Annotated in this window: 20 protein-coding genes; 11 read left to right on the top strand and 9 right to left on the bottom strand. The window is 73.0% G+C overall.

Going from position 1 to position 22498, the window contains the following annotated elements; translation table 11 throughout:
• Window positions 1-660 precede the first annotated feature (660 nt).
• Window positions 661-1077 carry a MarR family transcriptional regulator gene (locus tag H5965_RS02015; protein ID WP_310967459.1) on the bottom strand — a complete coding sequence of 139 codons (417 nt, stop codon included), beginning with the start codon at window positions 1075-1077 and terminating at the stop codon, window positions 661-663.
• A 53-nt stretch (window positions 1078-1130) separates the two neighbouring features.
• Between H5965_RS02015 and H5965_RS02010 the strand changes: the two genes are divergently transcribed.
• Complete coding sequence (locus tag H5965_RS02010; protein ID WP_310967458.1) at window positions 1131-1532, top strand: SRPBCC family protein; 402 nt, start codon at window positions 1131-1133, stop codon at window positions 1530-1532.
• An 18-nt stretch (window positions 1533-1550) separates the two neighbouring features.
• Here the strand turns inward: H5965_RS02010 and H5965_RS02005 are convergent, their stop codons facing one another.
• Window positions 1551-3584 (bottom strand): cellulose binding domain-containing protein, encoded by a 2034-nt coding sequence (locus H5965_RS02005; protein WP_310967457.1) that lies wholly within the window; start codon window positions 3582-3584, stop codon window positions 1551-1553.
• A gap of 153 nt (window positions 3585-3737) precedes the next feature.
• Here H5965_RS02005 and H5965_RS02000 point away from each other — a divergent pair, with 153 nt between their 5' ends.
• The 5 genes from H5965_RS02000 (at window position 3738) to H5965_RS01980 (ending at window position 6226) form a co-directional block, all read left to right on the top strand.
• The gene (locus H5965_RS02000) at window positions 3738-4238 is read left to right on the top strand and encodes a TetR/AcrR family transcriptional regulator (RefSeq protein ID WP_310967455.1); all 501 of its coding nucleotides are present in this window, start codon (window positions 3738-3740) and stop codon (window positions 4236-4238) included.
• A 14-nt stretch (window positions 4239-4252) separates the two neighbouring features.
• Complete coding sequence (locus tag H5965_RS01995) at window positions 4253-4612, top strand: hypothetical protein (protein ID WP_310967454.1); 360 nt, start codon at window positions 4253-4255, stop codon at window positions 4610-4612.
• A 4-nt stretch (window positions 4613-4616) separates the two neighbouring features.
• The gene (locus tag H5965_RS01990; protein ID WP_310967453.1) at window positions 4617-5642 is read left to right on the top strand and encodes an alpha/beta fold hydrolase; all 1026 of its coding nucleotides are present in this window, start codon (window positions 4617-4619) and stop codon (window positions 5640-5642) included.
• Between the two features lie 92 nt (window positions 5643-5734).
• Window positions 5735-6007 (top strand): TetR family transcriptional regulator, encoded by a 273-nt coding sequence (locus H5965_RS01985; RefSeq protein WP_310967451.1) that lies wholly within the window; start codon window positions 5735-5737, stop codon window positions 6005-6007.
• A gap of 75 nt (window positions 6008-6082) precedes the next feature.
• Window positions 6083-6226: a hypothetical protein gene (locus H5965_RS01980; RefSeq protein ID WP_310967450.1), complete on the top strand. Its 144-nt coding sequence runs from the start codon at window positions 6083-6085 to the stop codon at window positions 6224-6226.
• Window positions 6227-6229: 3 nt separating this feature from the next.
• Here the strand turns inward: H5965_RS01980 and H5965_RS01975 are convergent, their stop codons facing one another.
• Together H5965_RS01975 and H5965_RS01970 are read right to left on the bottom strand one after the other, a co-directional pair.
• Window positions 6230-9556: an error-prone DNA polymerase gene (locus H5965_RS01975; RefSeq protein ID WP_310967448.1), complete on the bottom strand. Its 3327-nt coding sequence runs from the start codon at window positions 9554-9556 to the stop codon at window positions 6230-6232.
• A gap of 131 nt (window positions 9557-9687) precedes the next feature.
• Window positions 9688-9909 (bottom strand): hypothetical protein, encoded by a 222-nt coding sequence (locus tag H5965_RS01970; RefSeq protein WP_310967446.1) that lies wholly within the window; start codon window positions 9907-9909, stop codon window positions 9688-9690.
• Window positions 9910-10084: 175 nt separating this feature from the next.
• Between H5965_RS01970 and H5965_RS01965 the strand changes: the two genes are divergently transcribed.
• Entirely contained in the window at window positions 10085-12949 is a 2865-nt protein-coding gene (locus tag H5965_RS01965; RefSeq protein ID WP_310967444.1) for a BTAD domain-containing putative transcriptional regulator, read from the top strand.
• A 410-nt stretch (window positions 12950-13359) separates the two neighbouring features.
• On the opposite strand, the gene H5965_RS01960 is transcribed toward H5965_RS01965, so the two are convergent.
• The 4 genes from H5965_RS01960 to H5965_RS01945 form a co-directional block, all read right to left on the bottom strand.
• Window positions 13360-14940 carry a DNA polymerase Y family protein gene (locus H5965_RS01960; RefSeq protein WP_310967443.1) on the bottom strand — a complete coding sequence of 527 codons (1581 nt, stop codon included), beginning with the start codon at window positions 14938-14940 and terminating at the stop codon, window positions 13360-13362.
• A gap of 209 nt (window positions 14941-15149) precedes the next feature.
• Window positions 15150-15806: a hypothetical protein gene (locus H5965_RS01955; RefSeq protein ID WP_310967442.1), complete on the bottom strand. Its 657-nt coding sequence runs from the start codon at window positions 15804-15806 to the stop codon at window positions 15150-15152.
• Between the two features lie 100 nt (window positions 15807-15906).
• Entirely contained in the window at window positions 15907-16758 is an 852-nt protein-coding gene (locus H5965_RS01950; protein WP_310968475.1) for a class I SAM-dependent methyltransferase, read from the bottom strand.
• Window positions 16759-16817: 59 nt separating this feature from the next.
• Window positions 16818-16991, bottom strand: a complete 174-nt coding sequence (locus H5965_RS01945; protein ID WP_310967440.1) for a hypothetical protein — start codon at window positions 16989-16991, stop codon at window positions 16818-16820.
• A gap of 109 nt (window positions 16992-17100) precedes the next feature.
• On the opposite strand from H5965_RS01945, the gene H5965_RS01940 reads away from it, so the two are divergent.
• On the top strand, window positions 17101-18501 hold the full coding sequence (locus H5965_RS01940; RefSeq protein WP_310967438.1) for an NAD(P)/FAD-dependent oxidoreductase: 1401 nt from the start codon (window positions 17101-17103) through the stop codon (window positions 18499-18501).
• On the opposite strand, the gene H5965_RS01935 is transcribed toward H5965_RS01940, so the two are convergent.
• A complete protein-coding gene (locus tag H5965_RS01935) occupies window positions 18429-19952 on the bottom strand; it encodes an alpha/beta hydrolase (RefSeq protein WP_310967436.1) in 1524 nt (507 codons plus the stop codon). The two genes, H5965_RS01940 and H5965_RS01935, sit on opposite strands and share 73 nt — an antisense overlap.
• A gap of 275 nt (window positions 19953-20227) precedes the next feature.
• Between H5965_RS01935 and H5965_RS01930 the strand changes: the two genes are divergently transcribed.
• Genes H5965_RS01930 through H5965_RS01920 form a run of 3 tightly spaced genes read left to right on the top strand, consistent with a single transcriptional unit; the run spans window position 20228 to window position 22478 of the window.
• Entirely contained in the window at window positions 20228-20620 is a 393-nt protein-coding gene (locus H5965_RS01930) for a GntR family transcriptional regulator (protein WP_310967435.1), read from the top strand.
• Window positions 20617-21498: an ABC transporter ATP-binding protein gene (locus tag H5965_RS01925; RefSeq protein ID WP_310967433.1), complete on the top strand. Its 882-nt coding sequence runs from the start codon at window positions 20617-20619 to the stop codon at window positions 21496-21498. Before H5965_RS01930 ends, H5965_RS01925 begins: the two co-directional genes overlap by 4 nt.
• The gene (locus H5965_RS01920; protein ID WP_310967432.1) at window positions 21495-22478 is read left to right on the top strand and encodes a transporter; all 984 of its coding nucleotides are present in this window, start codon (window positions 21495-21497) and stop codon (window positions 22476-22478) included. Before H5965_RS01925 ends, H5965_RS01920 begins: the two co-directional genes overlap by 4 nt.
• Window positions 22479-22498: the final 20 nt, after the last annotated feature.

Below are 22498 nucleotides of genomic sequence, written 5' to 3'. Positions count from 1 at the left end.
AGTGATAGGCCTCGTTCAGGCGACGGGATGACCACCCTGCGGCCCACCTCCTCAACGTGGGTTGACAGCGGTAGCCGGTGGTCATCCCGGAGCCTGCCTGTCCGGCGAGGACGCTTTTGTCTTTCTGCCGCGGCAGAAATCTTTGCCGCGGCAGAGCGGGTCCGACCTCCCCCGCCCCTCCGGTGGGATTCTCAGTCGGCGACCGGGTGTGTCAAGGCGGGAAAGCGTGCCTTGACACACCCGGTCGCCGACTGAAGAGAAGGCTGGGATGAGGGGCGGGGGAGGTCTGGTGACGTCGTTGGTCTCCTCGCGCTCCCGGCCGCCGGTTCGCGTGTGGCGATGCCGTGGCCGGCCTGCTCCCCCGGCCGCCGGTTCGCAGGTGGCGACGCCGTGGCCGGCCTGCGCCCCCGGCCGCCGGTTGGCGATGCCGTGGCTGCCTTGCGCCGCCGGCCGCCGGTCGCCGGTCCGGAGGTGGCCTGTGGTCGGCCGCCGCTGCGATCGCCGGTTCACAGCCCAACCCGGCTCGCGCCCCCCGGCCGCCGGTCTGCGGGAGGCGATGCCGTGGCCAGCTCGCGCCTCCGGCCGCCGGTTCACAGCGCCCCCCGGCTCGCGCCCCCGGCCGCCGGTCCGGAGGCGGCCGCCCCCGGGCGCCTCCGCTGATCAAACCGAGTTGGCCAGATGCGCCAAAGCCGACCGCAGCACCTGCCGGACCTCCGGTGGCAGCCCCGCCAGCTTTCGGTCCTCCACCTCCCGGATCGCGGACCGGACCGCCGCGTGCCGGGTGGCTCCCTCCCGCGTCAAGTGGACCACCCTCGCCCGGCGGTCGGCCGGGTCCGGCTCACGGACCACCAAGCCCTCCGCCTCGAGCGCGTCCAGCAACGCGATCAAGCGGGTCTTGTCGTAGCGGATCTGCTGGGCCAAGACCAGCTGGCTGGGCGCCGATCCGGCGGCCAGGGCCGTCAGCACCACGTACTGCCACATCGAGAGGCCGTGCCTCTCCAGCACCGGCCGCTCGGCTTCGGCCAGGTTGCGGCCCGCCCCGGCGCAGAGGGCTCCGAGATCGTCGTCCTCGTTCACCGGTGGGATTTTACGCTTCGACAAATCATACGCAGGTGCGTATCGTTTCCGGCATGACACTGGGACGCGCCGAAACCCGCACCATCTCCGTCGCCGCTTCGCCCGCGCGGGTCGTCGAATACCTCGGCGATCCGCGGCACCTGCCCGAATGGGCGCCCGGGTTCGCCAGCGCCGTCGACCACGAGCACGACGACATCTGGCGCGTCCACACCGAACGCGGCCCGCAGCGGGTCTCCGTGCGGGTCGCGGCCGAACACGGGGTCGTCGACGTCGTCAGCGCCGACTCCCCCACCCTGGGCCTGTTCACCCGCGTGGTGCCGAACCTGGCCGGCGCCGAACTGATCTTCAGCCTGTTCTTCCCCCCGGACACCGACCCGTCGGCGGTCGACGCGCAGATGGCGGTCGTCGGTGAGGAACTGCGGGCCGTGCGCGAGCGCGTCGAGAGCCACCGGTGAGGAGGAAAGACCCGCGAGTCAGCCCGCCGCGCAGAGGACGCCGTTCAGGGTGAACGCCGTCGGCAGGATGTTCGGCCCGCTGTAGTCGGCCGTGAACCCGACGTCCACCCCGGCCGCCGGCGGGGCCGACGACGAGACCGTCACCGTCGTGCCGTTCTGCGCCCAGGTTCCGCTCCAGCCGCTGGTGAGCTTCTGCCGGGCGGTCGGCCAGGTGAACGTCAGCGTCCAGTCCCCCACCACGCCGGTGCCGGTGAGGTGGATGCCGCCGACGAAACCGCTCGCCCAGTCGGTGCTGTCGGTCAGCCGGACCGTGCAACTGCTCGACGCCGGCGCGCCGGTCGTCAACGTCAGCGGCGGGGAGGCCGCGGACACGTTGCCGGCCGTGTCGCGCGCCAGGACGTTGACCGTGTACCGGCTGCCCGGCACCAGGTTCCCGACGCCCAGGGACGTGCCGGTGGTCTCGCCCCACTGCTCGCTCACCGCGCCGACCTGCCGGTAGACCTCGTACTTCGCGATCGGGTGGGCGCCGGGCGCGGCCGCGGGCCAGCTGATCGTCGCCGTCCGGTCGGTCGCCGTGCCGGTCGGCTGCCCGGGCTTCCCGGGGGCGGCGGCCGCCGCGGTCGCGGGGTGCAGCACCACCGTGGTCAGCGAATACGGCGGCAGCGTCTGGGACGTGCTCGTGCCGCTCGTGGCACTACCGATGGACGTCGCGCCGTTGGTCAAGGTGAACACCTGCGGCGCGCCCGCGGCCGGCGTGTAGCCCGCGTAGTCCAGCGTGACCGCCCTGGCCTGGTCGGGGTCCTTGTTGAGCAGCAGCACGGCGAGGTCGCCGTTCGGGCGGCGGACGGCGTGCGCGCCGACGAGCGGGTCGTCCGCTCCCGCGCGGACGAACTGGTCGCCGGGATGCGCGAAGGTGCTCAGCATCTTCAGGCCGTAGTAGGGCGCGAACGGGGTGTTGAGCGGGGGTTCGCAGCCGCCGCCGTCCAGGCACGTGCCGCTGGAGAGCAGGCCGCCGTCGCCGTAGTCCGGGTAACCGGCCACTGTGGACAGTTTGGTCGGCCCGTTGTGCGTGTCCCACCAGTCGATCGTGAACACGCCGTTCGCCAGCAGCGAGCTGTAGGTGTCGGCGGCGAACAGGGCACCGGGCTGGGTGTTCATGCCGACCGGCGTGTTGGTCTCGGTCATCGAGATGCCGATGCGGCCGGAGTTCGGGCCCGCGTACCGGGCGATCTGCTCGCGCGTCAGGTAGATCATGTCGTCGATCTGCTCCGGCTTGGCGAGCGCCTCCGCCGCCGTCGAGCCGGTGGGGTACCAGTGCAGGATGACGAAGTCGATGTGCGGGCCCGCGATCGAGAGCACGGTCTGGTTCCAGCTCGCGGTGTCACCGGCACCGACGATGGCGTCGGGCCAGTTCGCCGGGGTCGTCAGCACCGCCCCGATCTTCACCGACGGGTCGGCGGCCTTCATCGCGTCGGCGTAGGCGACGACGCCGTTGGCGTAGCCGGTCGGGCTCTTGTCCGCGTGGTTGTCGGCTTCCCAGTTCGCGCCGTAGTGCCCGTTGCCGTACAGCTCGTTGCCGATCTCCCAGTACTTGACGCCATACCCCTTGGTGACGTTGGCGTACCGCACCCAGTCCGCGGCTTCCTGCGGGGTGCCGGTGCCGTAGTTGGCGATGATGATCGGCTGGGCCCCGGCTCTCCGGACGCCGCCCATGAAAGTGTCGAAATCGGTGTTCGGCGCCACGTACCCGCCCGGCGCGGTGTTGTCCTTCCAGTGGTAGATGTCGCCGTAGGACCCACCGGGGTAGCGCATCGTGCGGACACCGGCGGCGCCGAAGAGGTCGGCCACCTCGTCGGTCCCCAGCTGGCTGTCCCAGACGGCGTGGTTGATGCCGATCCCGGTGTCCGGCATGGTCGCCAGCCCGGCTCGGGCGTTGACGGTGACCGTCGCCGCGGGCGTGGTCGCCGCCCCGGCGGTGCCGGCGGCCGGAACGGCCGCGGCGAGCACGGCGATCACCGGCCACGCTGCCCAGCGCAGACGTCGAGCTGTCATGAAGGTCCATCCTCACTCGTCGGGCACGAACGGATGACTGGGAGCGCTCTCAGCGAGAGAACCACCGAGGGGGCCCGAAGTCAACGGAAGCACTCGAATTTTGAGGAACGATCGTTCTTGACCGATCGTTCCTCAAAACGCTAGGGTTCCGGCATGGGCAGGCGGAGAGCGTTCGACGAGGACGAAGTGGTGCGCAGCGCCGTGAAGTTGTTCGGTGGCCGCGCGTACGACGGGGTGTCCGTCGACGACCTCGTGACCCACCTCGGCGTGCACCGCAACAGCCTGTACAAGACGTTCGGCAGCAAGCGCGGCCTCTACCTGATCGCCTTGCGTCGCCACCTCGCCGACGACGTCCGGCCGTTGACCGAAGCGCTCGCCGCGGCACCCGATGCCGCGACCGCGCTGCAGCTCGTCACCGCGGCCGACCTCGGCCTGCTGCTGCTCGCGGTCGTCGAACGGGCACCGGCCGACGAGGAGGTGGCCACCGAGGTGGCCGCGGCGCTGGCCGCCATCGACCAGGCGATCGCCGACGCGCTCGGCCTTTCCCCCGCCCTCGCCGCCGCCCTCACGGCGGCCGCGCTGGGCATCCTCCTGCGCGGCAACCCCGGCGGGGTCGGCGCCGCGCTCACCCAACGCTTCGATTCTTCCGACTGACAAAGGAAACCACCATGGCACTGGTCCACATCGACGGCGACGACCTCGTGGTCGTGATCGAGGGTCTCGACAAGCTCTGGGCCTTCAAGAGCAGCCTCACCATCCCGCTGGCGAACGTCCGCGGCGCGACCGCGGACCCGGGCATCGCCGCCGATCCCAAGGGGATCCGCGCGCCGGGCGCCCACCTGCCCGGCGTGATCACGGCGGGCACGTTCCACCTCGACGGCGAAAAGGTCTTCTGGGACGTCAAAGACGCGTCGAAGGCCGTCGTGATCGAACTCGCCGACGAGCGCTACGCCCGCCTGGTCCTCCAGGTCGACGACCCGCGCGAGACCGTCGCGCTGGTCGAGAACACCCTGGCCCGGAAGAAGTAGACCGATGATCCCCCACCTCGCCGCGGCCGTGCTGTCGCTGGCCGTCGTGACCGCCACCCCCGCCGAGGCGGCACCGCGTCTGGTGCCCGCCGCCGACCGCGAAGTCGTCTTCACCGTCGACGGAACGGCGACGTACGGCACCCTGCACATTCCCGCCCACCGTCCCGGGCAACGGCTGCACGCCGCACTGCTGCTGCCCGGCAGCGGCCCCACCGACCGCGACGGCGACCAGCCACCCCACGCGACCCCGAACACCCTGGCGCAGGTGGCCGCCGCGCTCGGCAACGACCGGGTCGCCACCTTGCGGTTCGACAAGTACGGCACCGGCCGGACCGGGCTCGGCGCCTACCGCGATCACCCGGAAACGCTCGACTACCCGGCGTTCGTCCGGCAGGCCACGGCTGCCTACCGGGTGCTGCGCAACCAGCCGGAGACCGACCCGCAAGCGCTGATGGTCGTCGGGCACAGCGAGGGCGCGATGACCGCGCTGCTGCTCGGCGGCACCGCCCGCCCGCGCCCGGCCGGCGTGGGACTGCTGCAGCCGCAGGCGATCCGCCTGCTGGACCTGGTCGCGCTGCAACTGCACGCCCAGGTCGCCGATGCGGCCCGGCAGGGCCAGCTCACCCCGGAGCAGCGGAACACCATCGACGCGGCGATCGACGCCGCCGTCACCGCCCTACGCGAACACCGGCCGGTCGACCCCACCGGCCTGCCGCCCGCCGTCGCCCAGCTCTTCACGGCCTTCCAGGGCCTGAGCAGCCGGTTCGTGGACAGCGACGACGCCGTCTACCCGCCGGACACCGCGGCAGCCCTGCGGCCGGGGACCAGGGTGCTGCTGACCTGCGGCACCGAAGACGGGCAAGTCCCCTGCACCACAACGGATGCCCTGACCGCCGCGCTGCGCCGCGCCCACGCGGGCGGGCCGGGCCGGGTGCCCCTCTCCGGAGTGGATCACCTCCTGCACGACGCCGAGCACCAGGACAGCCTCGCCCCGGCCGTGCTCACGGCCCTGCGCCGGTTCGCCGGGTGACTTCGGCGGCCAAAGCTTGTCAGACAGTTGTCTGATGCGGTTAGACCGTTGTCTATGAACATGCGTGGTGGAACCGGCCCGGCTCGGCGGCGTTGCAGGACTTCTCCGAGAAGGGATTCGCGGGGGCTCGGGTGCGGGACATCGCCGAGCGCGCTGGGGTCAGCAAGGACCTCATCGCCTACCACTTCGGCGGCAAGGAGGGCCTGTACCGGGCGGTGCAACGGGCCTGGCTGCACCGCCGCGACGGATTCGCCGAACCCGGCTTGCCGCTGGCCGAGAGCCTGGCGCGCTACCTGCACGACGCGTTGAGCGACCCCCGGCCGATGCGGCTGCTGGCCTGGCGCGGGCTGCGCCACCGGCTGTAACGCGGTGAGCTGGGCAGCGACCTCGATCCGGCCACCCTGCAGCTTCTCCTGCTCGGCGCGGTCGCTGCCCCCGCCGTGTTCGGCGACGTCGCTCACCGGCTGTTCGGCGTCCACCCCGGCGAGCCCGAATTCGAGAACCGCTACCGCGCCGAGGAGCAGGGGATTCTGCGTGCCCTACGGGGGCGGGAAGAACACTTCTCGGCCGAGCTGATCCGGTGACGGTCACCGGAAGTCGCGCGAGGGGCCGGTGCGCACCGCCAGTTCGAGGTTTTCGATGCGGTCGGCCACCAGCGTGACCACACCTTCGCTCGCCTGGACCTGCCCGCGGACGAGCAACGCGGCGCTCGTGCGGGCCACGAGCAGCTGCCGTCGCCACAGTCCCGGCGAGACCAGGACGTTGGCCATCCCGGTCTCGTCTTCGAGGTTGAGGAACGTGATGCCGCCGGCCGTCGCCGGGCGCTGGCGGTGGGTGACCGCTCCGCCCACCCACACGCGTGTTCCGTCTTCCGTCCGCATGAGCTCGGCGACCGTGATCGCGCCGCGCTTGTCCAACAGCTCGCGCAGGTACTCCACCGGGTGGCTGTCCGGGGAAACGCTCGTCGCCCACAGGTCCGCCGCCGTCACCTCCAGCCGGGTCATGCCGGGCAGCGCCGGGGCGTCGAGACCGGGTGCCAGGCCGGGCAGGTGACCCGGCCGGGTCGCCGCCGCCGCGCCGGCCGCCCACAGGTCCTGGCGCCGGTCGCCGCCGAAGCCGCTGAACGCCCCGGCCGTGGCCAGCGCCTCCGCGGCGTTCCTCTTCAGCCGCACCCGGCGGGTCAGGTCGCCGATGCTCGTATACGGTCCGTGCGCCTCCCGTTCGGCCACCACCAGCGTCGCCACGTCCTCGCCGAGGTGGCGGACCGCGGCGAGACCGAGCCGGAGCGCGACGCCGCCGGTGCTGGCGGCGTCCGGTTCCAGGGTGGCGCCGGCGAGGCTCGCGTTGATGTCCGGCTCGCGGACGCGGACGCCGTGGCGGCGGGCGTCGGCGACCAGCGATTGCGGGCTGTAGAAGCCCATCGGCTGCGCGCGCAGCAGCCCGGCGCAGAACGCGGCCGGGTAGTAGCGCTTGAACCACGCCGACGCGTACACGAGCAGCGCGAACGACATCGAGTGCGCTTCGGGGAAACCGTAGCCGGAGAAGGCGTGGATCTGCTCGAAGATCCGGGTGGCCAGCTCGCGGTCGAGGCCGTTGGCGGCACAGCCCCGGAAGAACCGCGCCATCAGGGCCTTCATCTTGGCGCTGGACCGCTTGGCGCCCATGGCCCGCCGCAGCTGGTCGGCCTCGGCGGCGGTGAACGAGGCGACGTCGACCGCCATCTGCATCACCTGCTCCTGGAACAGCGGCACGCCGAGGGTGCGGTCCAGTGACGCGGCCAGCAGCGGGTGCGCGTGTTCCCACTCCTCGTCGCCGCGGCGACGGCGGATGTAGGGGTGCACCGAGCCGCCCTGGATCGGGCCGGGCCGGATCAGCGCCACTTCGACGACCAGGTCGTAGAACTTCCGGGGCCGCAGCCGCGGCAGCGTGGCCAGCTGGGCCCGGGATTCCACCTGGAACACCCCGACGGCGTCGGCTTCGCAGAGCATGTCGTAGACCGCCGGGTCGGCGAGGTCCAGCTTCCCGATGTCCACAGTGGATCCGTGGTGCTCGGCGACGAGGTCGATCATGTGGTGCAGCGCGGAGAGCATGCCGAGGCCGAGCAGGTCGAACTTGACCAGCCCGACGGTCGCGCAGTCGTCCTTGTCCCACTGCAGGATGCTGCGGTCCTTCATGGTCGCCCACTCGACCGGGACCACTTCGGACACCGGCTGCTTCGAAAGCACCATGCCGCCGGAGTGGATGCCGAGGTGGCGCGGGAAGTCCTCGATCCGCGCGGCCAGGTCGAGGACGTCGTCCGGGATCGACCCGGCCGCCTGCTGCCTGGTCGCGGCGACGCCGCCCCAGCGGTCGACGAGTTTCCCGTAGGCGTCCTGCTGCCCGGGGCTGTGGCCGAGCGCCTTCGCCGCGTCGCGGATCGCCGAGGGCGCGCGGTAGGTGATGACGTTGGCGACCTGCGCGGCGTGGAACCGGCCGTGTTTCTCGTAGACGTACTGGATGGCTTCCTCGCGGCGGCCGGACTCGATGTCGACGTCGATGTCCGGCGGCCCGTCCCGCTCCGGCGCGAGGAACCGCTCGAACAGCAGGTTCCACCGCACCGGGTCGGCGTGACAGATCTCCAGCGCGTAGCAGACCGCGGAGTTCGCGGCCGATCCACGGCCCTGGCACAGGATGTCCGCCTCCCGGCAGAACCGGACGATGTCCCAGACGACGAGGAAGTAGCCGGGGAAGCCGAGCTTGCCGATGACGGCGAGTTCGTGCTCGAGCTGGGCGTAGGCCTTCGGGTTCTCCTCGCGCGTGCCGTAGCGCTTCCGCGCGCCCCGCCAGGTCAGCTCGGTCAGGAACGACATCTCGTCGTGCCCGGCCGGGACCGGGAACGGCGGCAGGTCCGGCGCGACCAGCTGCAGGTCGAACGCCACTTCGACGCCCAGGACCGCGGCCCGGCCGACCGCGCCCGGGTAGCGGCGCTCGAAGCGGCGCCGCTGCTCCATCCCGGACCGCAGGAACGCCTGTCCCGACGGCGGCCGCCACCCGTCGAGGTCCTCGGCCGACCGCCGGGCCCGGACGGCGGCGACCGCGTCCGCCACGACGGCGTCTTCCGGGCGGGCGTAGTGCACGTTGTTGGACACCACCGTCGGGAGCCGGAGGTCCTTGGCGAGCGCGTCGAGGAGGTCGTTGGCGGCTTCGTCGGCAGGCAGCCGGTGGTCGATCAGCTCGACGGCGACGTGCGACCGCCCGAACCGGTCCACGAGCCGGGCCAGCTCGGCCCGCGCGGCGGCCGGGCCCTGCCGCGCGAGCGCCTGCCGGACGGCCCCCTTGCGGCAGCCGGTGAGGACGACGACGTGCCCGGCCAGCTCGTCGGCGAGCTCGTCGAAGTCGTAGACGGGCCGTCCCTTCTCCCCGCCGGCGAGCTGGGCGCGGGAGATGACGCGGCACAGCCGGTGGTAGCCGGTCTGCTGCCGGGCGAGCACGAGCAGGTGCGACCCGGCCGGATCGGGCACCCCGCCCTGCGGCGCGGGCAGCCCGAGCGAAAGCTCGGCCCCGAACCCGACCCGCACCCCGAGCTCCCGCGCGGCGTCGTTGAACCGGACGGCGCCGTACAGGCCGTCGTGGTCGGTGAGGACGAGCGCGTCGAGCTCGAGCCGCGCGGCCTCCTCGACGAGCGTCTCGGGGTGCGAGGCGCCGTCGAGGAAGCTGAAGTTGGAGTGGACGTGCAGCTCGGCGTAGGGCGCCCGGATCCGGTCGCCGCCGTCGTCGCGGCCACGCCGGTCCACGAGATCGGGTGGCGCACCGGCGTACCCCTCCCGCTTGCGCGACCACGCGGGGGCGTCGCTGCCGTCCCCGGGAACGGGCGGCCGCCCGGAGGCGATCCGCTCCACTTCGGACCACGGCACACGCGGATTGTTGAACGCCAAAGCAGGCTCCCACCGATTTCGCTGTGGGGAAGCCAGCGACTACTGTTCGAACACACGATCGACCACTGTGGTCCGATCCTGCGCCGGGCGCGCGGCCGGTGTCAACTGTGGACGGACCGGAGTCACCTCGGTCACAGCACCCGTTCGACCGTGAACGCCCGGGTCAGCCGCACCGTCATCCGCCGGTGGTGCAACCCGGCGTCGACGACGTCGACGGCCGCCCACTCGACGGTGGTGACGACCTCGCGGACCACGCGCGGGGCCGCCGTCGCGCGGGCGGGCGGCGCGGTCGCCACGACCGCCGCGGCGCTCAGCAGCACCGCCGCGAGCCGGCGCGCGGGCTTCGCGGTCAAGGCCGGCCGCGGCACACGGATCCGGCCTTCGTGCTGGTTCCCATCGTGGTTCTCCCCTCGCCGGTCCGCACTCGGCCGGCGACGGGAGCCTGGCAGCGTTCACTGCAACCGCACTGCAGTCTTACGGAACGTCGCCGGTCGGAGGTACCCTCGCCGTGGGGAGGGGGCGATTTGCGTGCCTGATGTCCGATTCGGCGTGCTCGGGCCGATCACGGCCTGGCGCGGCGCGGCCCCGGTCGAGGTGGGGTCCGCCAAGTGCCTCCGGGTGCTCGGGGTGCTGCTGCTGCACGCGAACCGGCGGGTGGACCGCGAGCAGATCATCGAGGGTGCCTGGGGCGGGAAGCCGCCGCGGAGCGCGGTCAACCTCGTCCAGAAGTACGTCGGTGACGTGCGCCGGTCACTGGAACTCGACGACGGCTCGCTGCAGACCGTCGGCACCGGGTACCTGCTGCGGGTGGCCCCCGGCCGGCTCGACAGCGACCGGTTCGCGGCCGGGCTCGACCGGGCGCGCGAAACCCGCGGCGACGGGGACCTGGCCGCCGCCCGGCAGCACCTGGCCGAGGCGATGACGCTGTGGCGCGGGCCCGCCTTCAGCGGCATCGACACCCCGGCCGCCGCCACCGAACGCGCCCGGCTGGACGAGTACCGCCTCGGCGCGCTGGAAGACCTCGCCGAGCTCGACCTGCTGCGCGGGGAGCACGCGCCGGCCATCCCCGAGCTGTCCCGGGTCACCGGCGAGCACCCGTACCGCGAACGCGCGCGGGAGCTGCTCATGCTCGCGCTCTACCGCAGCGGCCGCCAAGGCGACGCGCTCGCCGTCTTCGACGACATCCGGCGGCTGCTGGCCGAGGAGCTCGGCGCCAACCCCGGGCCCGGCCTGCAGCGCGTGCATGCCCGGATCCTGCGCGCGGACCCCGCGCTCGACCTGGTCACCCACGAACGACCACGGCCGATCGCGCAGCTGCCCGCCGACATCCCCGACTTCACCGGCCGGGCCGGCCCGCTGGGCGAGCTGCTGGACCTGCTGGCCGGGCGCCGGGTGGTGGTCGTCGCCGGCGCGCCCGGGACCGGGAAGTCGGCGCTCGCCGTGCGCGCGCTCCACGACGCCCGCGACGAGTTCCCCGACGGCCAGCTCTACCTCGACCTCGCCGGCACCTCCGCGGTCCCGCGCGACCCGGCGGTGCTGCTGGCCGAACTGCTGCGCGCACTCGGCGTCACTGATGCGGTCATGCCGCCCGGCCTGCACGAACGGGCCGCGCTCTACCGGTCGCGGCTGGCCGGTCGCCGGATGCTGGTGCTGCTCGACGACGCCGCCGGTGCCCAGCAGGTGCGGCCGCTGCTGCCGCCGTCCGGGGGCTGCGCGGTGGTCGTCACCAGCCGGCACCGGCTGGCGGACCTGGCCGGCGCCGAGCACGTCGAGCTGGACGTGCTGTCCACCGAAGACGCCCTCGCCCTCTTCGCCCGCATCGCCGGGGCGGAGCGCGTCGAGCGGGAACCGGAGCAGGCCGAGGAGATCGTCCGGTTGTGCGGCCGGCTCCCGCTGGCCATCCGGATCACCGGGGCGAAGCTCGCGAGCCGGCGGGCGTGGACCCTGCAGGTGCTGCGCGATCGCCTGGCGGACGAATCCCGGCAGCTGCGCGAGCTGCGGGTCGGCGACCTCGACGTGCGGGCCAACTTCGACCTGAGCCTGCGGCTGCTTCCCGAGGACGCCGTCCGGGCATTCCGGCTGCTGGGGTTGCTGGGCGCGGAAACGCTGCCGGCGTGGGTGATCGGCCCGCTGCTGGGCCGGCACGTCCCGGACGACGTGCTGGACGCGCTGGTCGACGCCTACCTCGTGCGCCTGGTGACGACCGACCGCGCCGGCCAGCCGCGGTACCGGCTGCACGACCTGTTGCGCGCGTACGCGTCGGAAGGCGCGCAGGAGCACTACTCGCTCGAGGACCGCCGGGCGGCGGTGGAGCGGGTCCTGGCCGCGTGGCTCGCCCTCGCCGAGCAGGCCCGCGACCTGTGCTACCCCAGCCTCTTCCGGCCGGCCCCGGGCCGCTCGCCGCGCTGGGCCCCGGACCACACGGTCGTCGACCCCATCACCTGGTTCGACGCCGAACGCGGGACGCTGCTGCGGGCGATCGAACTCGCGGCGGCCTGGGGCCTGGACGAGGCGGCCTGGGAACTGGCGGTCGCCGCGGTGCCGTACTACGACCACCGCAGCCTGTACCAGGACTGGAACCGCAGCCACCGGATCGCGCTGGACGCCACCGTCGCGGCCGGCAACACCCACGGCGAAGCGGCGTTGCTGCAGGGGCTGGGCCAGGTGCACATCTACCTGGACGAGATGACCGAAGCCCGCAACGACCTGCACCGGTGCGTGAAGCTGTACCAGTCCATCGGCGACCGGCGCGGCGAAGGCCTCGCGCTCGCGAGCCTGGGCACGGTGCACCGCGTCCGCGGCGAACTCGACGCGGCGCTGGCCGTCGACAAGGAGGCGCTGGAGCACGTGGTGGCCGCCGGACACGGCCAGGCGGAGGCCCAGCTCCGGACGGCCATCGGCATCATCGGCTTCGAGCAGGGAGCCGGTGACGCGGGCCCGTGGATCGAGGAGGGCTTGCGGATCGCCCGCCGCCTCGGAGACCGCCACCGCCAGGCGGTGATCCTCCGCACCCTCAGCCGCTACCACCTGGAGACGGGCGACACCCCGGCGGCGCTGCGCAGCCTCACCGAAGCGTTGACGATCTTCAGCGAAATCAGCGACGAGCGCTGCGGAGCGCACACCGACCAGCGGCTCGGCGCAATCCACGCGGAGCTGGGCGACCGGGTGAGGGCGGAGTCGGCCCTCCAACGCGCGGCACACGTGTTCCGCGCCAACGGCGACCGCAGCAACGAGGCGGCGTGCTGGCAGCAGCTGGGCGAGCTCGAGAGGGATCTGGGAGACCCGGCCGCCGCCCGGCGTCACCTGGGGTTGGCGGTGGAACTGTGGCGGGCGGTCGGTCTGCCGGAGCGGGCGGAAGAGGTGGCGGCCACGTTGCCCGGGACGGCCGGCTGACGCCGGCGTTCGGTGTGGCCGGGCGCCTACCCCAGCTCGCCGACTGCCGTGGCCGCGGCGGGGGCGGACATCGGCGCCGACCTCGCGGCCGACCCGCCCGAGCGGCCAAGCTGCGCAAGCCCGCCGGCCGCGACGCCGGCCCCGCGGAGGCTTACCCCAGCTCGCCAACCGCCGTGGCCGCGGCGGATAGCTGGCACCGGCGCCGGCCCCGCAGCCGACCTGCCCGAGCGGCCCAGCTGCGGCAGCCAGCCAGCCCTGCCCCGGCACCGGCGGGCGACCTACCCAAGCTCGCCAACCGCCGCGACCGCCGGCCGACACCGGCGCCGGCCCCGCGGCCGCCTGCCCGAGCGCCGATCGCCCAACTGCCACCCCACCCTGGCGGCCGGAGCCGTGGCAGGCAGCCGGCGTCGCTAGTCGTAGCAGCCCTCGACCGTCCACTGTGGATTTTCCCCGATCGTGGCGCTGAGCAGCAGGGCGATGTCGCCGTCCTCCGCGGTGTCGCCTTCCAGGACCACCTGGACGCGGGCCAGGGGCCGCTCGCCGCGGCGGCCGGGGAGGACCGGGTGGACCACCCAGGGGCCGGCCGAGCCGATGACGCGGCGGGGCGGTCCCCCGTCGACGGCGACCGTCGATGGCGGGTAGCCGAGTTCGCCGCGGGTGGTGCAGCGGACGACGTCGCCGACCGCGTCGAGCACCTCGGCCGGCACCGGGCGCGGCGGGATGACCGTCGGCGAGGGCGCGGGGAGCCGTCCCGGCCAGGGGCGGTCCTCGGCGAGCGGGCGGCGTGGCTCGCCCCACGGGATGAGCCGGACGCGTTCGCCCGGGCCGCGGCCGCCGTCCAGCAGCGGGGTGACGACCGCGTCCGGGCCCAGCAGGCCCTGGATGCGGACCAGGGCGCGGCCGGCGCGTTCGGCGGCGTCGGCGTCGCGGCCCACCGAACCGAGCTGCAGCTGCAGGGCCTGGCCGCCGACGACCTCCTCGGGGTCGAGGCGCAGCCGGACGATGCCGGCGGTCGGCCGGTCCCGCGCGGTGAGCCAGCCTTCGCACTGCCACCGCACGCGGTCGGCGGTCGCGCGGGCGGTGAGGGGTTCGGCGCAGCGCCAGACGCGTACGCGCTCTTCGCCCGCTTCGGTGACGGCGACGATCGCCAGGCGCGTACACGCGAGGCCGTGGTTCGCGAGCCCGGCGAAGAAGCGTTCGCCAAGGGTCTTCGCGACGAAGGCGGCTTCGTCGACCCGGTGCAGCGGTTCGTCGAAGGTTTCGGTGACGGCGAGGTCCGGCGGCAGGGCGCGCCGCAGCGGCGGGCGTTCGGAGAGACCGCGGGCGAGCCGGTGGGCGACGATGGCGTCCTTCGGGAACCGGCCGGCGACGTCCCGTTCGGCCAGCGCGGCGAACGCGCCGAGGGTGCGCAGTCCAAGCCGTTTGAGCAGGTCGACGAGCTCGCCGCGGTCCTCACCGGGCTGGTTCAGCTCGGCGATCGAGAGCGGCGCGAGGAACTCTTTCGTCCGGCCACGCGCAACCAGCGCGGACCGCCGGGCGGCGAGGGTGGCGGCGAACAGCCCGTCGGCGACCCCGACCTGGCATTCGACCCCGGCCCGCGCGGCGACTTCGTCGATGAGCAGCTCGGCCAGCGCGGCCTCGCCGCCGAAGTACCCGGAGGCACCGTCGACGGGCACGGCCACCAGCCCGGGCCGCACGACTTCCACCCCGACGGCCTGCGCTTCGACGGCGGCGGCGACGGGTTCGAACAGCCGGGCATCGCGATCGGGATCGTGCTGGTGCACCACGAGTTCCGGACACCGCGACTGCGCATCCCGCCGCCGCATCCCGCGCCCGACGCCGTGCTGGCGCGCGGAAGCGGAGCAGGCCACGACGCGATTGGCGGAGAAAACGGCGGCGGGCAAGGTGGGCGGCGAACCGGCAGCGGCCCCGGCGGCGACGACGGGCCAGTCCGGGCACCACAGCACGAGCAACCGTGGCGCATCGGTCATCCGACGGCCTGCTCCTGCCGCGGGAGCTCGGTCACCACGGGGAAAGCGCGCCCGGACGGGTGCGGCACAGCGCCGACGCCGATGTCGCCGCGCGAGACCGCGCCGCGCGTGATTCGGGCCGGAACTCGCGTGGTTCGGGCCGGCCCCACGGGCTCAAGGCAGGAACCCGCCTGCCCCAAGCCGAAACCACCGCCTCGGCCGGGCCCACCTCACCCGGCCACCTCGACCAGCCGGCGCCCCGGCGAGGGGTCCCCCGCCAGTGCTCCTTCCGGGCCCGGCAACACCAACCCCACCGACAACGGGCGGGCCGCCGCGCCTCGCCCCCGGCTTGTGGCCACCACGTTGCGGGCGCTCAAGTGACCGTGGCCGTCCTGGGTGAGGCCGTGCCAGCGGCGGCCCGAGACCTTCAGCTCCACGTCCGCTCCCGGCCAGGCGCCCGCCGTCAGCAGGACCGTCCCCCGGTTGCGGACCCGGCCCGCCAGCCTGCGCGCAGTCTGCGGCTGGACCGACGCCGACCGGCCGAGGACCACCACGTCGAAGCCGTCCACCAGCGCCGACACCACCGCCACCAGCTCCGCGCCCGGCTCCGGCACCAGTGCGATGCGGTCCAGGTCGACGCCGAGTTCGGCGGCCGCCGCCAGGCCCAGTTCCGGGAGGCCCGTCACCGCCGCCCAGGAGCCGTCACGGGTGGCCGCCGCCAGCAGCGCCAGGACCAGGGAGGTCGCTCCGCGCACCGAAACCGTGCTGCCGCGCCGGAGCCCTCCGCCGGGGAGGAGAGCCGCCAGCTCCGGCAGCACCGTGAGCGTCGGCTTGCTCAGCTCCGCCGCCGTGCGGACCCCCGGAATGGCCGTGAGCGCTTCCGCCACCGCCGCTCACCTCCAGCACCACGTACTCGTACCGGAAACCCTGCCGGCGAACCAATCATCGAACACTTGTTCGCATACTGCGAGATGCGGCGGCCCGCTGTCAAGCCGGGGACCACGTCCGGGGGAGCACGCCGCTGACGTACCGGACGTCGCCCGTGCGCAGGTCGTCGTCTCCCAGGGGTGCGAGACCGTGCGCGGCGAGCAGCTCGCGGACGGTGTTCCCGGTCAGCACCCAGCCGCGCGCGGCCAGGTAGGGCTCGGCTTCGTTGCGTTCACCGAAATAGCGCAGCCTCGACATGTCCGTGTCGAAGCCCTGCTCGCGCCAGCGCCCGGAGATCCGGTCCAGGCCCGCCCTCGTCCCGGCCTCGTCACCCAGCCGCGGGTTGGGCCGGTTTTCCGTCGCGACGCGGCTGCCCGGCGCGCTGAGTTCGGTGATCGTGTCCAGCAGCCGGTCCTGCGCCTCCGGCGGCAGGTACCCCAGCAGGCCTTCGGCGCTCCACGCGGTCGGCCGCGCCGGGTCGAAGCCGGCCGCGCGCAGCGCCGCGGGCCAGTCCTCGCGCAGGTCGGCCGGCACCACCCGCCGGTCGGCGGTGGGCTCGGCGCCCAGGCCGGCCAGGGTGCGGGTCTTGAACTCGAGGACCTCCGGCCGGTCGATCTCGTACACGACGGTCCCGGCCGGCCACGGCAGCCGGTACGCGCGCGAATCCAGTCCCGAGGCCAGGATCACGGCCTGCGGGAGGCGCGCCTCGCGGAAGAACTCGTCGTAGAACTTCGTCCGCACCTTGGCCACGTCGATCCACACCGGCGCGACCAGCTCGCCGGGCGCCGCTTCGCCGCTCGCCAGCCGGGTGAGCAGGTCGACGCCGACCGCCCGGACGAGCGGCTCGGCGAACCGGTCGTCGATCAGCGCCGGGTCCGCGCGCGTCGCCATCGCCCGCGCCGCCGCGGCCATCGTGGCGGTCGCGCCGACGCTCGACACCAGGTCCCAGGTGTCACCGTCGTGCCGGGCGGTCACGCCTGCACCACCCGGCTCACGAGCCACGCGTGCGTGCCGAGCGGCCGTCCGCGGGCGAACCCGAGCTCCTCGAAGAGCTCCACCAGGCACCAGCAGCCGCCGAAGAGGCCGTTGTTGCGTTCGAACGCCGCCCACGGCGAGGCGTCGAGCGGCCGGACGGTGCGCGTCATCCCGCGATTCTGCCCGAAAGCCGGGTGCGCGTCCTCGCTGTGACGCGGATCGCGGTCACACCCTCGTCCGCCGGCTCGTCCAGGGGGTGAAGCGAGAAAAGAGGACGAAATGCGCCGGATCCTGATCGTCGGCGGTGGTTACGCCGGGTTCTACGCCGCCTGGAAGCTCGAGAAGAAGCTGCGTGGCGGGGAGGCCGAGGTCACCCTCGTCGACCCGCGGCCCTACCTCACCTACCAGCCGTTCCTGCCCGAGGTCGTGGCCGGCTCGGTCGAGGCGCGGCACGCCGCCGTGTCGCTGCGGCGGCACCTGAAGCGCACCCGGCTCGTCGCCGGGAAGGTGACCGCCATCGACCACGCCCACCACGTCGTCACCGTGCGGCCGGCCGACGGCGATCCCCGCGAACTGGGCTACGACACCATCGTCGTGACCGCCGGGGCCGTCACGCGCACCCTGCCCGTACCGGGCATCGCCGACCAGGCCATCGGCCTCAAGCACGTCGAAGAGGCCGTCGCCATCCGGGACCGGCTGCTCACCGCCTTCGACCGGGCCGCCGCCCTGCCGGCCGGGCCGCAGCGGCGGAAGCTGCTCACCGTCACCTTCGTCGGCGGTGGCTTCTCGGGCGTCGAGGGCTTCGGCGAACTGCTGTCGCTCGCGACCGCCTTGCTCAAGCGCTACCCCGAACTGCACCGCGACGAACTGCGCTTCCACCTCGTCGAGGCGTCGGGCCGGATCCTGCCCGAGGTCACCGACCGGCCGGGGCGCTGGGTCGTGCGGGAGCTGGAACGCCGCGGCGGCCGCGTCCACCTGGACACCCTGGTGACGTCGGCGGAGCACGGCCACGTGACGCTCTCGACCGGCGAGGAGTTCGACTCGGAGCTGATCGTCTGGACCGCCGGCAACGGCGCCAACCCGGTCGTCGGCCGGCACACCGACCTTCCCGTCGACGAGCGCGGCTACCTCGTCGTGCGGCCGGATCTGCGGATCGAGGGCGTGACCGACGCCTGGGCGGCCGGGGACGACGCCGCGGTGCCCGACCTGGCCTCGCCGGTCCCGGGCGCGCGGACCGTGCCCAACGCGCAGCACGCCTACCGGCAGGGAAAGCTGCTGGCCCGCAACATCATCGCGACGCTGCGCGGCCGGGAACCGAAGCCGTACGTGCACCACAGCCTCGGCGCGATCGCGACGCTCGGCCTGGGCCGCGGGATCTTCCAGTACCGGCGGATCGTCCTCAAAGGACTCCCGGCGTGGCTGATGCACCGCGGCTACCACGTGCTCGCCGTGCCTACCTGGGAACGCAAGATCCGGGTGCTCGCGGTGTGGCTGACGCAGGCGCTGTTCGGCCGCGACATCCTCAGCCTGGCCTCGGTGCAGCACCCGCGAGACGCCTTCGTGGCGGCGGGCCGCACCGCTGCCGGTGCGGCCCGCCGTGAGGGAGATCAGCCCGCGAAGGGGCTGGCGTCGATCGCGCAGGTCTTGCCCGCCGCGGGGAAGGTCCCCGAGATCAGGTAGTCCCGCTTGACCTTCTCGGTGCACGTGCTCGGCACGTACATCGAGGAGTGGCCGTAGCCCTCGGTCACGAACACGCGCGCCCGCGCCAGTTCCGCGGCGCCGTCGCGGGCGCCGTGCAGCGGGGTGGACGGGTCGTAGCGGTTGTTCAGCACGAGGATCTCCGCCGACGTCGGGCGGTTCCACGGGCCGGTGTAGCGGTCGGTGTCCTTCGCCTTCCAGAACGCGCAGCTCATCATGTCCAGCACCGCGATCCGCCCGAAGTACGGCACGCGCTGGTCTTCCGACTCGGCGTACCGGCTGTAGACCGCCGGGTCGGTCGGCACGTCGCTGTCGGAGCACTGGATGGCGTTGAACGCTTCGGTCCGGTTCGAAACGTACTGCTCGCCCTTGACAGCCGCGGTGCGCAGGGCAGGCGTGGCCGGAGCGTCGTAAAGCCGCTGCAGCAACGCGGCGATGTCCGGCCAGCCCCGCGAGTCGGACAGGTCGGCGGCCGCGTTGATGATGCCCGAGTACGTCCAGGTCTCGCCGTCGCTGATGATGGGAGCCTGCTTGGCGCGCGCGGTCAGCGCCGCCCACTTCGCCTTCGGGTCACCCGAAGAGAACGCGCACTTCGGGCCGGCTTCCGTGCACAGCCTCAGGAACTGCTCGAAGGTCTGCGCGATGCCGGTCGCGACGTCCTGCCGGGTGTCGAGCGGGACGCTCTTGCCGTTGCCGTTCTGGCCGGTCGAGTTGCCGGCGAAGTCCATGGTGCCGTCGAACACCATGGCCCGGATCCGGTTCGGGAACAGGTTCGCGTAGGTCGCCCCGAGCTGCGTCCCGTAGGAAATGCCGTGGTAGTTCAGCTTCGGGTCGCCGACCGCGCGGCGCAGCAGCTCCAGGTCACGGGCCGTGTTGGCGGTCGAGACGTGCTCGAGGATCGGGCCCGCCTTCGCCGAGCAGCGGTCGGCGAGCTCCTTCGACTTGGCGTAGAAGGCCGCGTTGCCGCTCGGGTCGCCCGGCATTTCCGGGAACGAGCCGAAGAAGTCCTGCTGCTCGGCCTCGGTGTCGAAGCACCGGACCGCCGCGCTGTTGGCGATCCCGCGCGGGTCCCACGAGACCAGGTCGAACCGGGCGCGCAGTTCGTCGGAGAACAGCCACGGCCACTTGCCGCGCTCCCGCAGCCGCTGCAGGCCGGACGCGCCGGGGCCGCCGAAGTTGACGAACAGCGAACCGATCCGGTGCGCGGGATCGGTGGCGGGCAGCTTGATGAGCGCGAGGTCGATCTTCGCACCGGACGGGCGGTCGTAGTCCAGCGGCACGGAAGCCTTGCCGCACTGGAAGCCGTCGGCGCAGTCGGTCCAGCTCAGCTGCGGCGTGGGCACCTGGTCGATCGACACCGGTGCGGCGGACGCCACCGCCGGTCCCGCCGAGACGGCCATCGAGACACCGAGCGCGACGACCACGCCGCGCACGATGCCTCCCCCAGAAATTCGACGCACGAAAGAAGTCCTCTCGAGAGGGGAAACGATCACCACCACAGACGCCACAGCCGCGGCAAGGTTGGCTCCCGCCGCCGAAAAAGATCACCGGCAGCCGGGCGGCCCCCGACGTCGCGAATGACTCATTCGCGACCTCCGACGTCCCGAATGAGTCATTCGCGGCATCGCTCCCCGCCCGCGACAGCCCCCCTGGCCATCATCGCTCTACTTAGCTATAGTGCTAGGCAACTAGATAAATGGAGTTGCCGATGATCGAGTTCCACCTGGACACGAGGTCCGGCCTGTCGCCGTACCAGCAGCTGGTCCAGCAGGTGCGGCACGCGCTGCGCCTCGGCCTGCTGTCCGAGGGAGACCAGCTCCCGAAGGTCAAGGACGTGGTCGCGAGCCTCGCGATCAACCCGAACACCGTGCTGAAGGCCTACCGCGAACTGGAGCACGACGGCCTGGTCGCGGCCCGCCCCGGCGTCGGCACCTTCGTCACCGGGAGCCTGAACGGCGCCTCGTTCGCCGTGCTCGGGCCGTTGCGGCAGGACCTGCGCCGCTGGCTGGGGAAGGCCCGCAAGGCCGGCCTCGACGAAGAGAGCATCGAGGCCCTGCTGATGTCCACGTTTCGCGACTCCGCCAGAGAGGGAATAGCGTGACCGTCCTGCGCGCCCAGGGACTGGGCAAGAAGTACCAGCGCAAGCACGCGCTCACCGGCTGCACGCTGGAGATCGAGGCCGGCCACGTCACCGGGCTCGTCGGCCCGAACGGGGCCGGCAAGTCGACGCTGCTCAACATCGCGGCCGGCATGCTGGAGCCGACGACCGGCACCATCGAGGTGTGCGGCGGGGTGCCCGGCAGCGGCCCGGAGCAGCTGGCCAAGGTCGGGTACGTCGCCCAGAACACGCCCGTCTACAGTGGACTGTCCATCGAGGAGCACCTGCGGCTCGGCGCCCACCTCAACCCCGGCTGGGACGCCTCGCTCGCGGAAAAGCGGATCGAACGGCTCGGGCTGGACCCCAAGCAGCACGCCGGCAAGCTCTCCGGCGGCCAGCGCGCCCAGCTGGCGCTAACGCTCGGCATCGCCAAGCGTCCCGAGCTCCTGCTGCTCGACGAGCCGGTCGCGGCACTGGATCCGTTGGCCCGCCGCGAGTTCCTGCAGGACCTCATGGAAGCCGTCGCCGAGCATGGGTTGTCGGTCATCATGTCCTCGCACCTGGTCAACGACCTCGAACGGGTCTGCGACTACCTCGTCGTGCTGGTGGCCTCGCAGGTCCGGGTGATCGGCGAGGTGGAGACGCTGCTCGCCACGCACCACCGGCTCTCCGGGCCGCGCCGCGACCTCGACACGCTGCCGGCGGACCAGCACGTCGTCTCCGCGACGCACACCGACCGCCAGACCACCGTGCTCGTCCGCACCGAGGCCCCGATCCTCGACCCCGCGTGGACGGTCGGGCAGATCGGCCTGGAGGACCTGGTCCTCGAGTACATGAGCAACCCCACCGCCGCCCGTCCCGCCCTGGAGGTCCTCCGATGACCTGGCTGACCTGGCGCCAGTTCCGCATGCCCGCGTTGTCCGTGCTGGCGGGCCTGGTCGCGATCGCCGTCGTGCTCGCGATCACCGGCCCCGGCCTGGTGGGGCGCACGGACTTCTCCGACGAGGACGTCCTCTTCAGCGGGACCATCCTGGCGCTGTACCTGCTGCCCGCGGTGATCGGCGTCTTCTGGGGCGTCCCGATGATCACCCGCGAGCTGGAAACCGGCACGCACAGCCTCGTCTGGAACCAGACCGTCACGCGCAAGCGGTGGCTCACGACCAAGCTCGGGTTCGGCCTGCTCGCCGCGATGCTCGCCGCCGCGGTGCTCAGCGTGGCGGTGTCGTGGTGGGCGAGCCCGATCGACGCGCTCTCCGCGCAGCAGACCGACCGCGGCATGCTGTCGCGCATCGCGCCGGTGGTGTTCGGTGCCCGCGGGATCGCCCCGATCGGCTACGCGGCCTTCGCGCTCGCGCTCGGCGTCGCGGTCGGGATGCTGTTAAAGCGGACCGTGGCCGCCATGGCCGTCACCCTCGCCACGCTCGCCGCCGTGCTGCTGCTGGTCCCATTGTTCGTGCGCCCGTACCTGCTGCCGCCGCAGACCGAGGTGGTCGCGATCACCGGGGAGAACATCACGAACATCAGCGGCGACGACACCCACGGGATCCTGGAGATCGGCGTGCGGAAGCCGGCCGGGGCGTGGGAGCTGGCGAACGAAACCCTGGACCCGGCCGGGAACGTGGCCGACCCGCTGCCGGAGTTCGTCCAGGCCTGCGCGCCGCGGCCGGGTGCGGGCCCGCCGCCGCAGGGCTCCATGGAAACGTGCATGGGCCAGCTGGGCGCGCACGGCTACCAGCAGCGCGTGACCTACCAGCCCGGGTCCCGCTTCTGGCCGCTGCAGTGGCTCGAGCTGGCGCTCTACCTCGCCATGACCGCCCTGCTGACCTGGTTCTGCTTCCGCCGTCTCCGCCACCTGTCCTGACGATTCCGACTGGGGGAATC

Origin of the sequence: Amycolatopsis sp. 505 (assembly GCF_031625235.1) — a bacterium.
Classification (GTDB): Bacteria; Actinomycetota; Actinomycetes; order Mycobacteriales; family Pseudonocardiaceae; genus Amycolatopsis.
This window is presented reverse-complemented; position numbering and strand designations above follow the sequence as displayed.

Excerpts from the sequence above, each read along its gene's own strand:
- H5965_RS01960 (WP_310967443.1), bottom strand. The coding sequence starts at position 14,940 with ATGACCGATGCGCCACGGTTGCTCGTGCTGTGGTGCCCGGACTGGCCC.
- H5965_RS01950 (WP_310968475.1), bottom strand. The coding sequence starts at position 16,758 with ATGGCCGCGGCGGCGCGGGCGATGGCGACGCGCGCGGACCCGGCGCTG.
- H5965_RS02010 (WP_310967458.1), top strand. The coding sequence starts at position 1,131 with ATGACACTGGGACGCGCCGAAACCCGCACCATCTCCGTCGCCGCTTCG.
- H5965_RS01940 (WP_310967438.1), top strand. The coding sequence starts at position 17,101 with ATGCGCCGGATCCTGATCGTCGGCGGTGGTTACGCCGGGTTCTACGCC.
- H5965_RS01930 (WP_310967435.1), top strand. The coding sequence starts at position 20,228 with ATGATCGAGTTCCACCTGGACACGAGGTCCGGCCTGTCGCCGTACCAG.
- H5965_RS01995 (WP_310967454.1), top strand. The coding sequence starts at position 4,253 with ATGGCACTGGTCCACATCGACGGCGACGACCTCGTGGTCGTGATCGAG.
- H5965_RS01990 (WP_310967453.1), top strand. The coding sequence starts at position 4,617 with ATGATCCCCCACCTCGCCGCGGCCGTGCTGTCGCTGGCCGTCGTGACC.
- H5965_RS01920 (WP_310967432.1), top strand. The coding sequence starts at position 21,495 with ATGACCTGGCTGACCTGGCGCCAGTTCCGCATGCCCGCGTTGTCCGTG.
- H5965_RS01945 (WP_310967440.1), bottom strand. The coding sequence starts at position 16,991 with ATGACGCGCACCGTCCGGCCGCTCGACGCCTCGCCGTGGGCGGCGTTC.
- H5965_RS02005 (WP_310967457.1), bottom strand. The coding sequence starts at position 3,584 with ATGACAGCTCGACGTCTGCGCTGGGCAGCGTGGCCGGTGATCGCCGTG.
- H5965_RS02000 (WP_310967455.1), top strand. The coding sequence starts at position 3,738 with ATGGGCAGGCGGAGAGCGTTCGACGAGGACGAAGTGGTGCGCAGCGCC.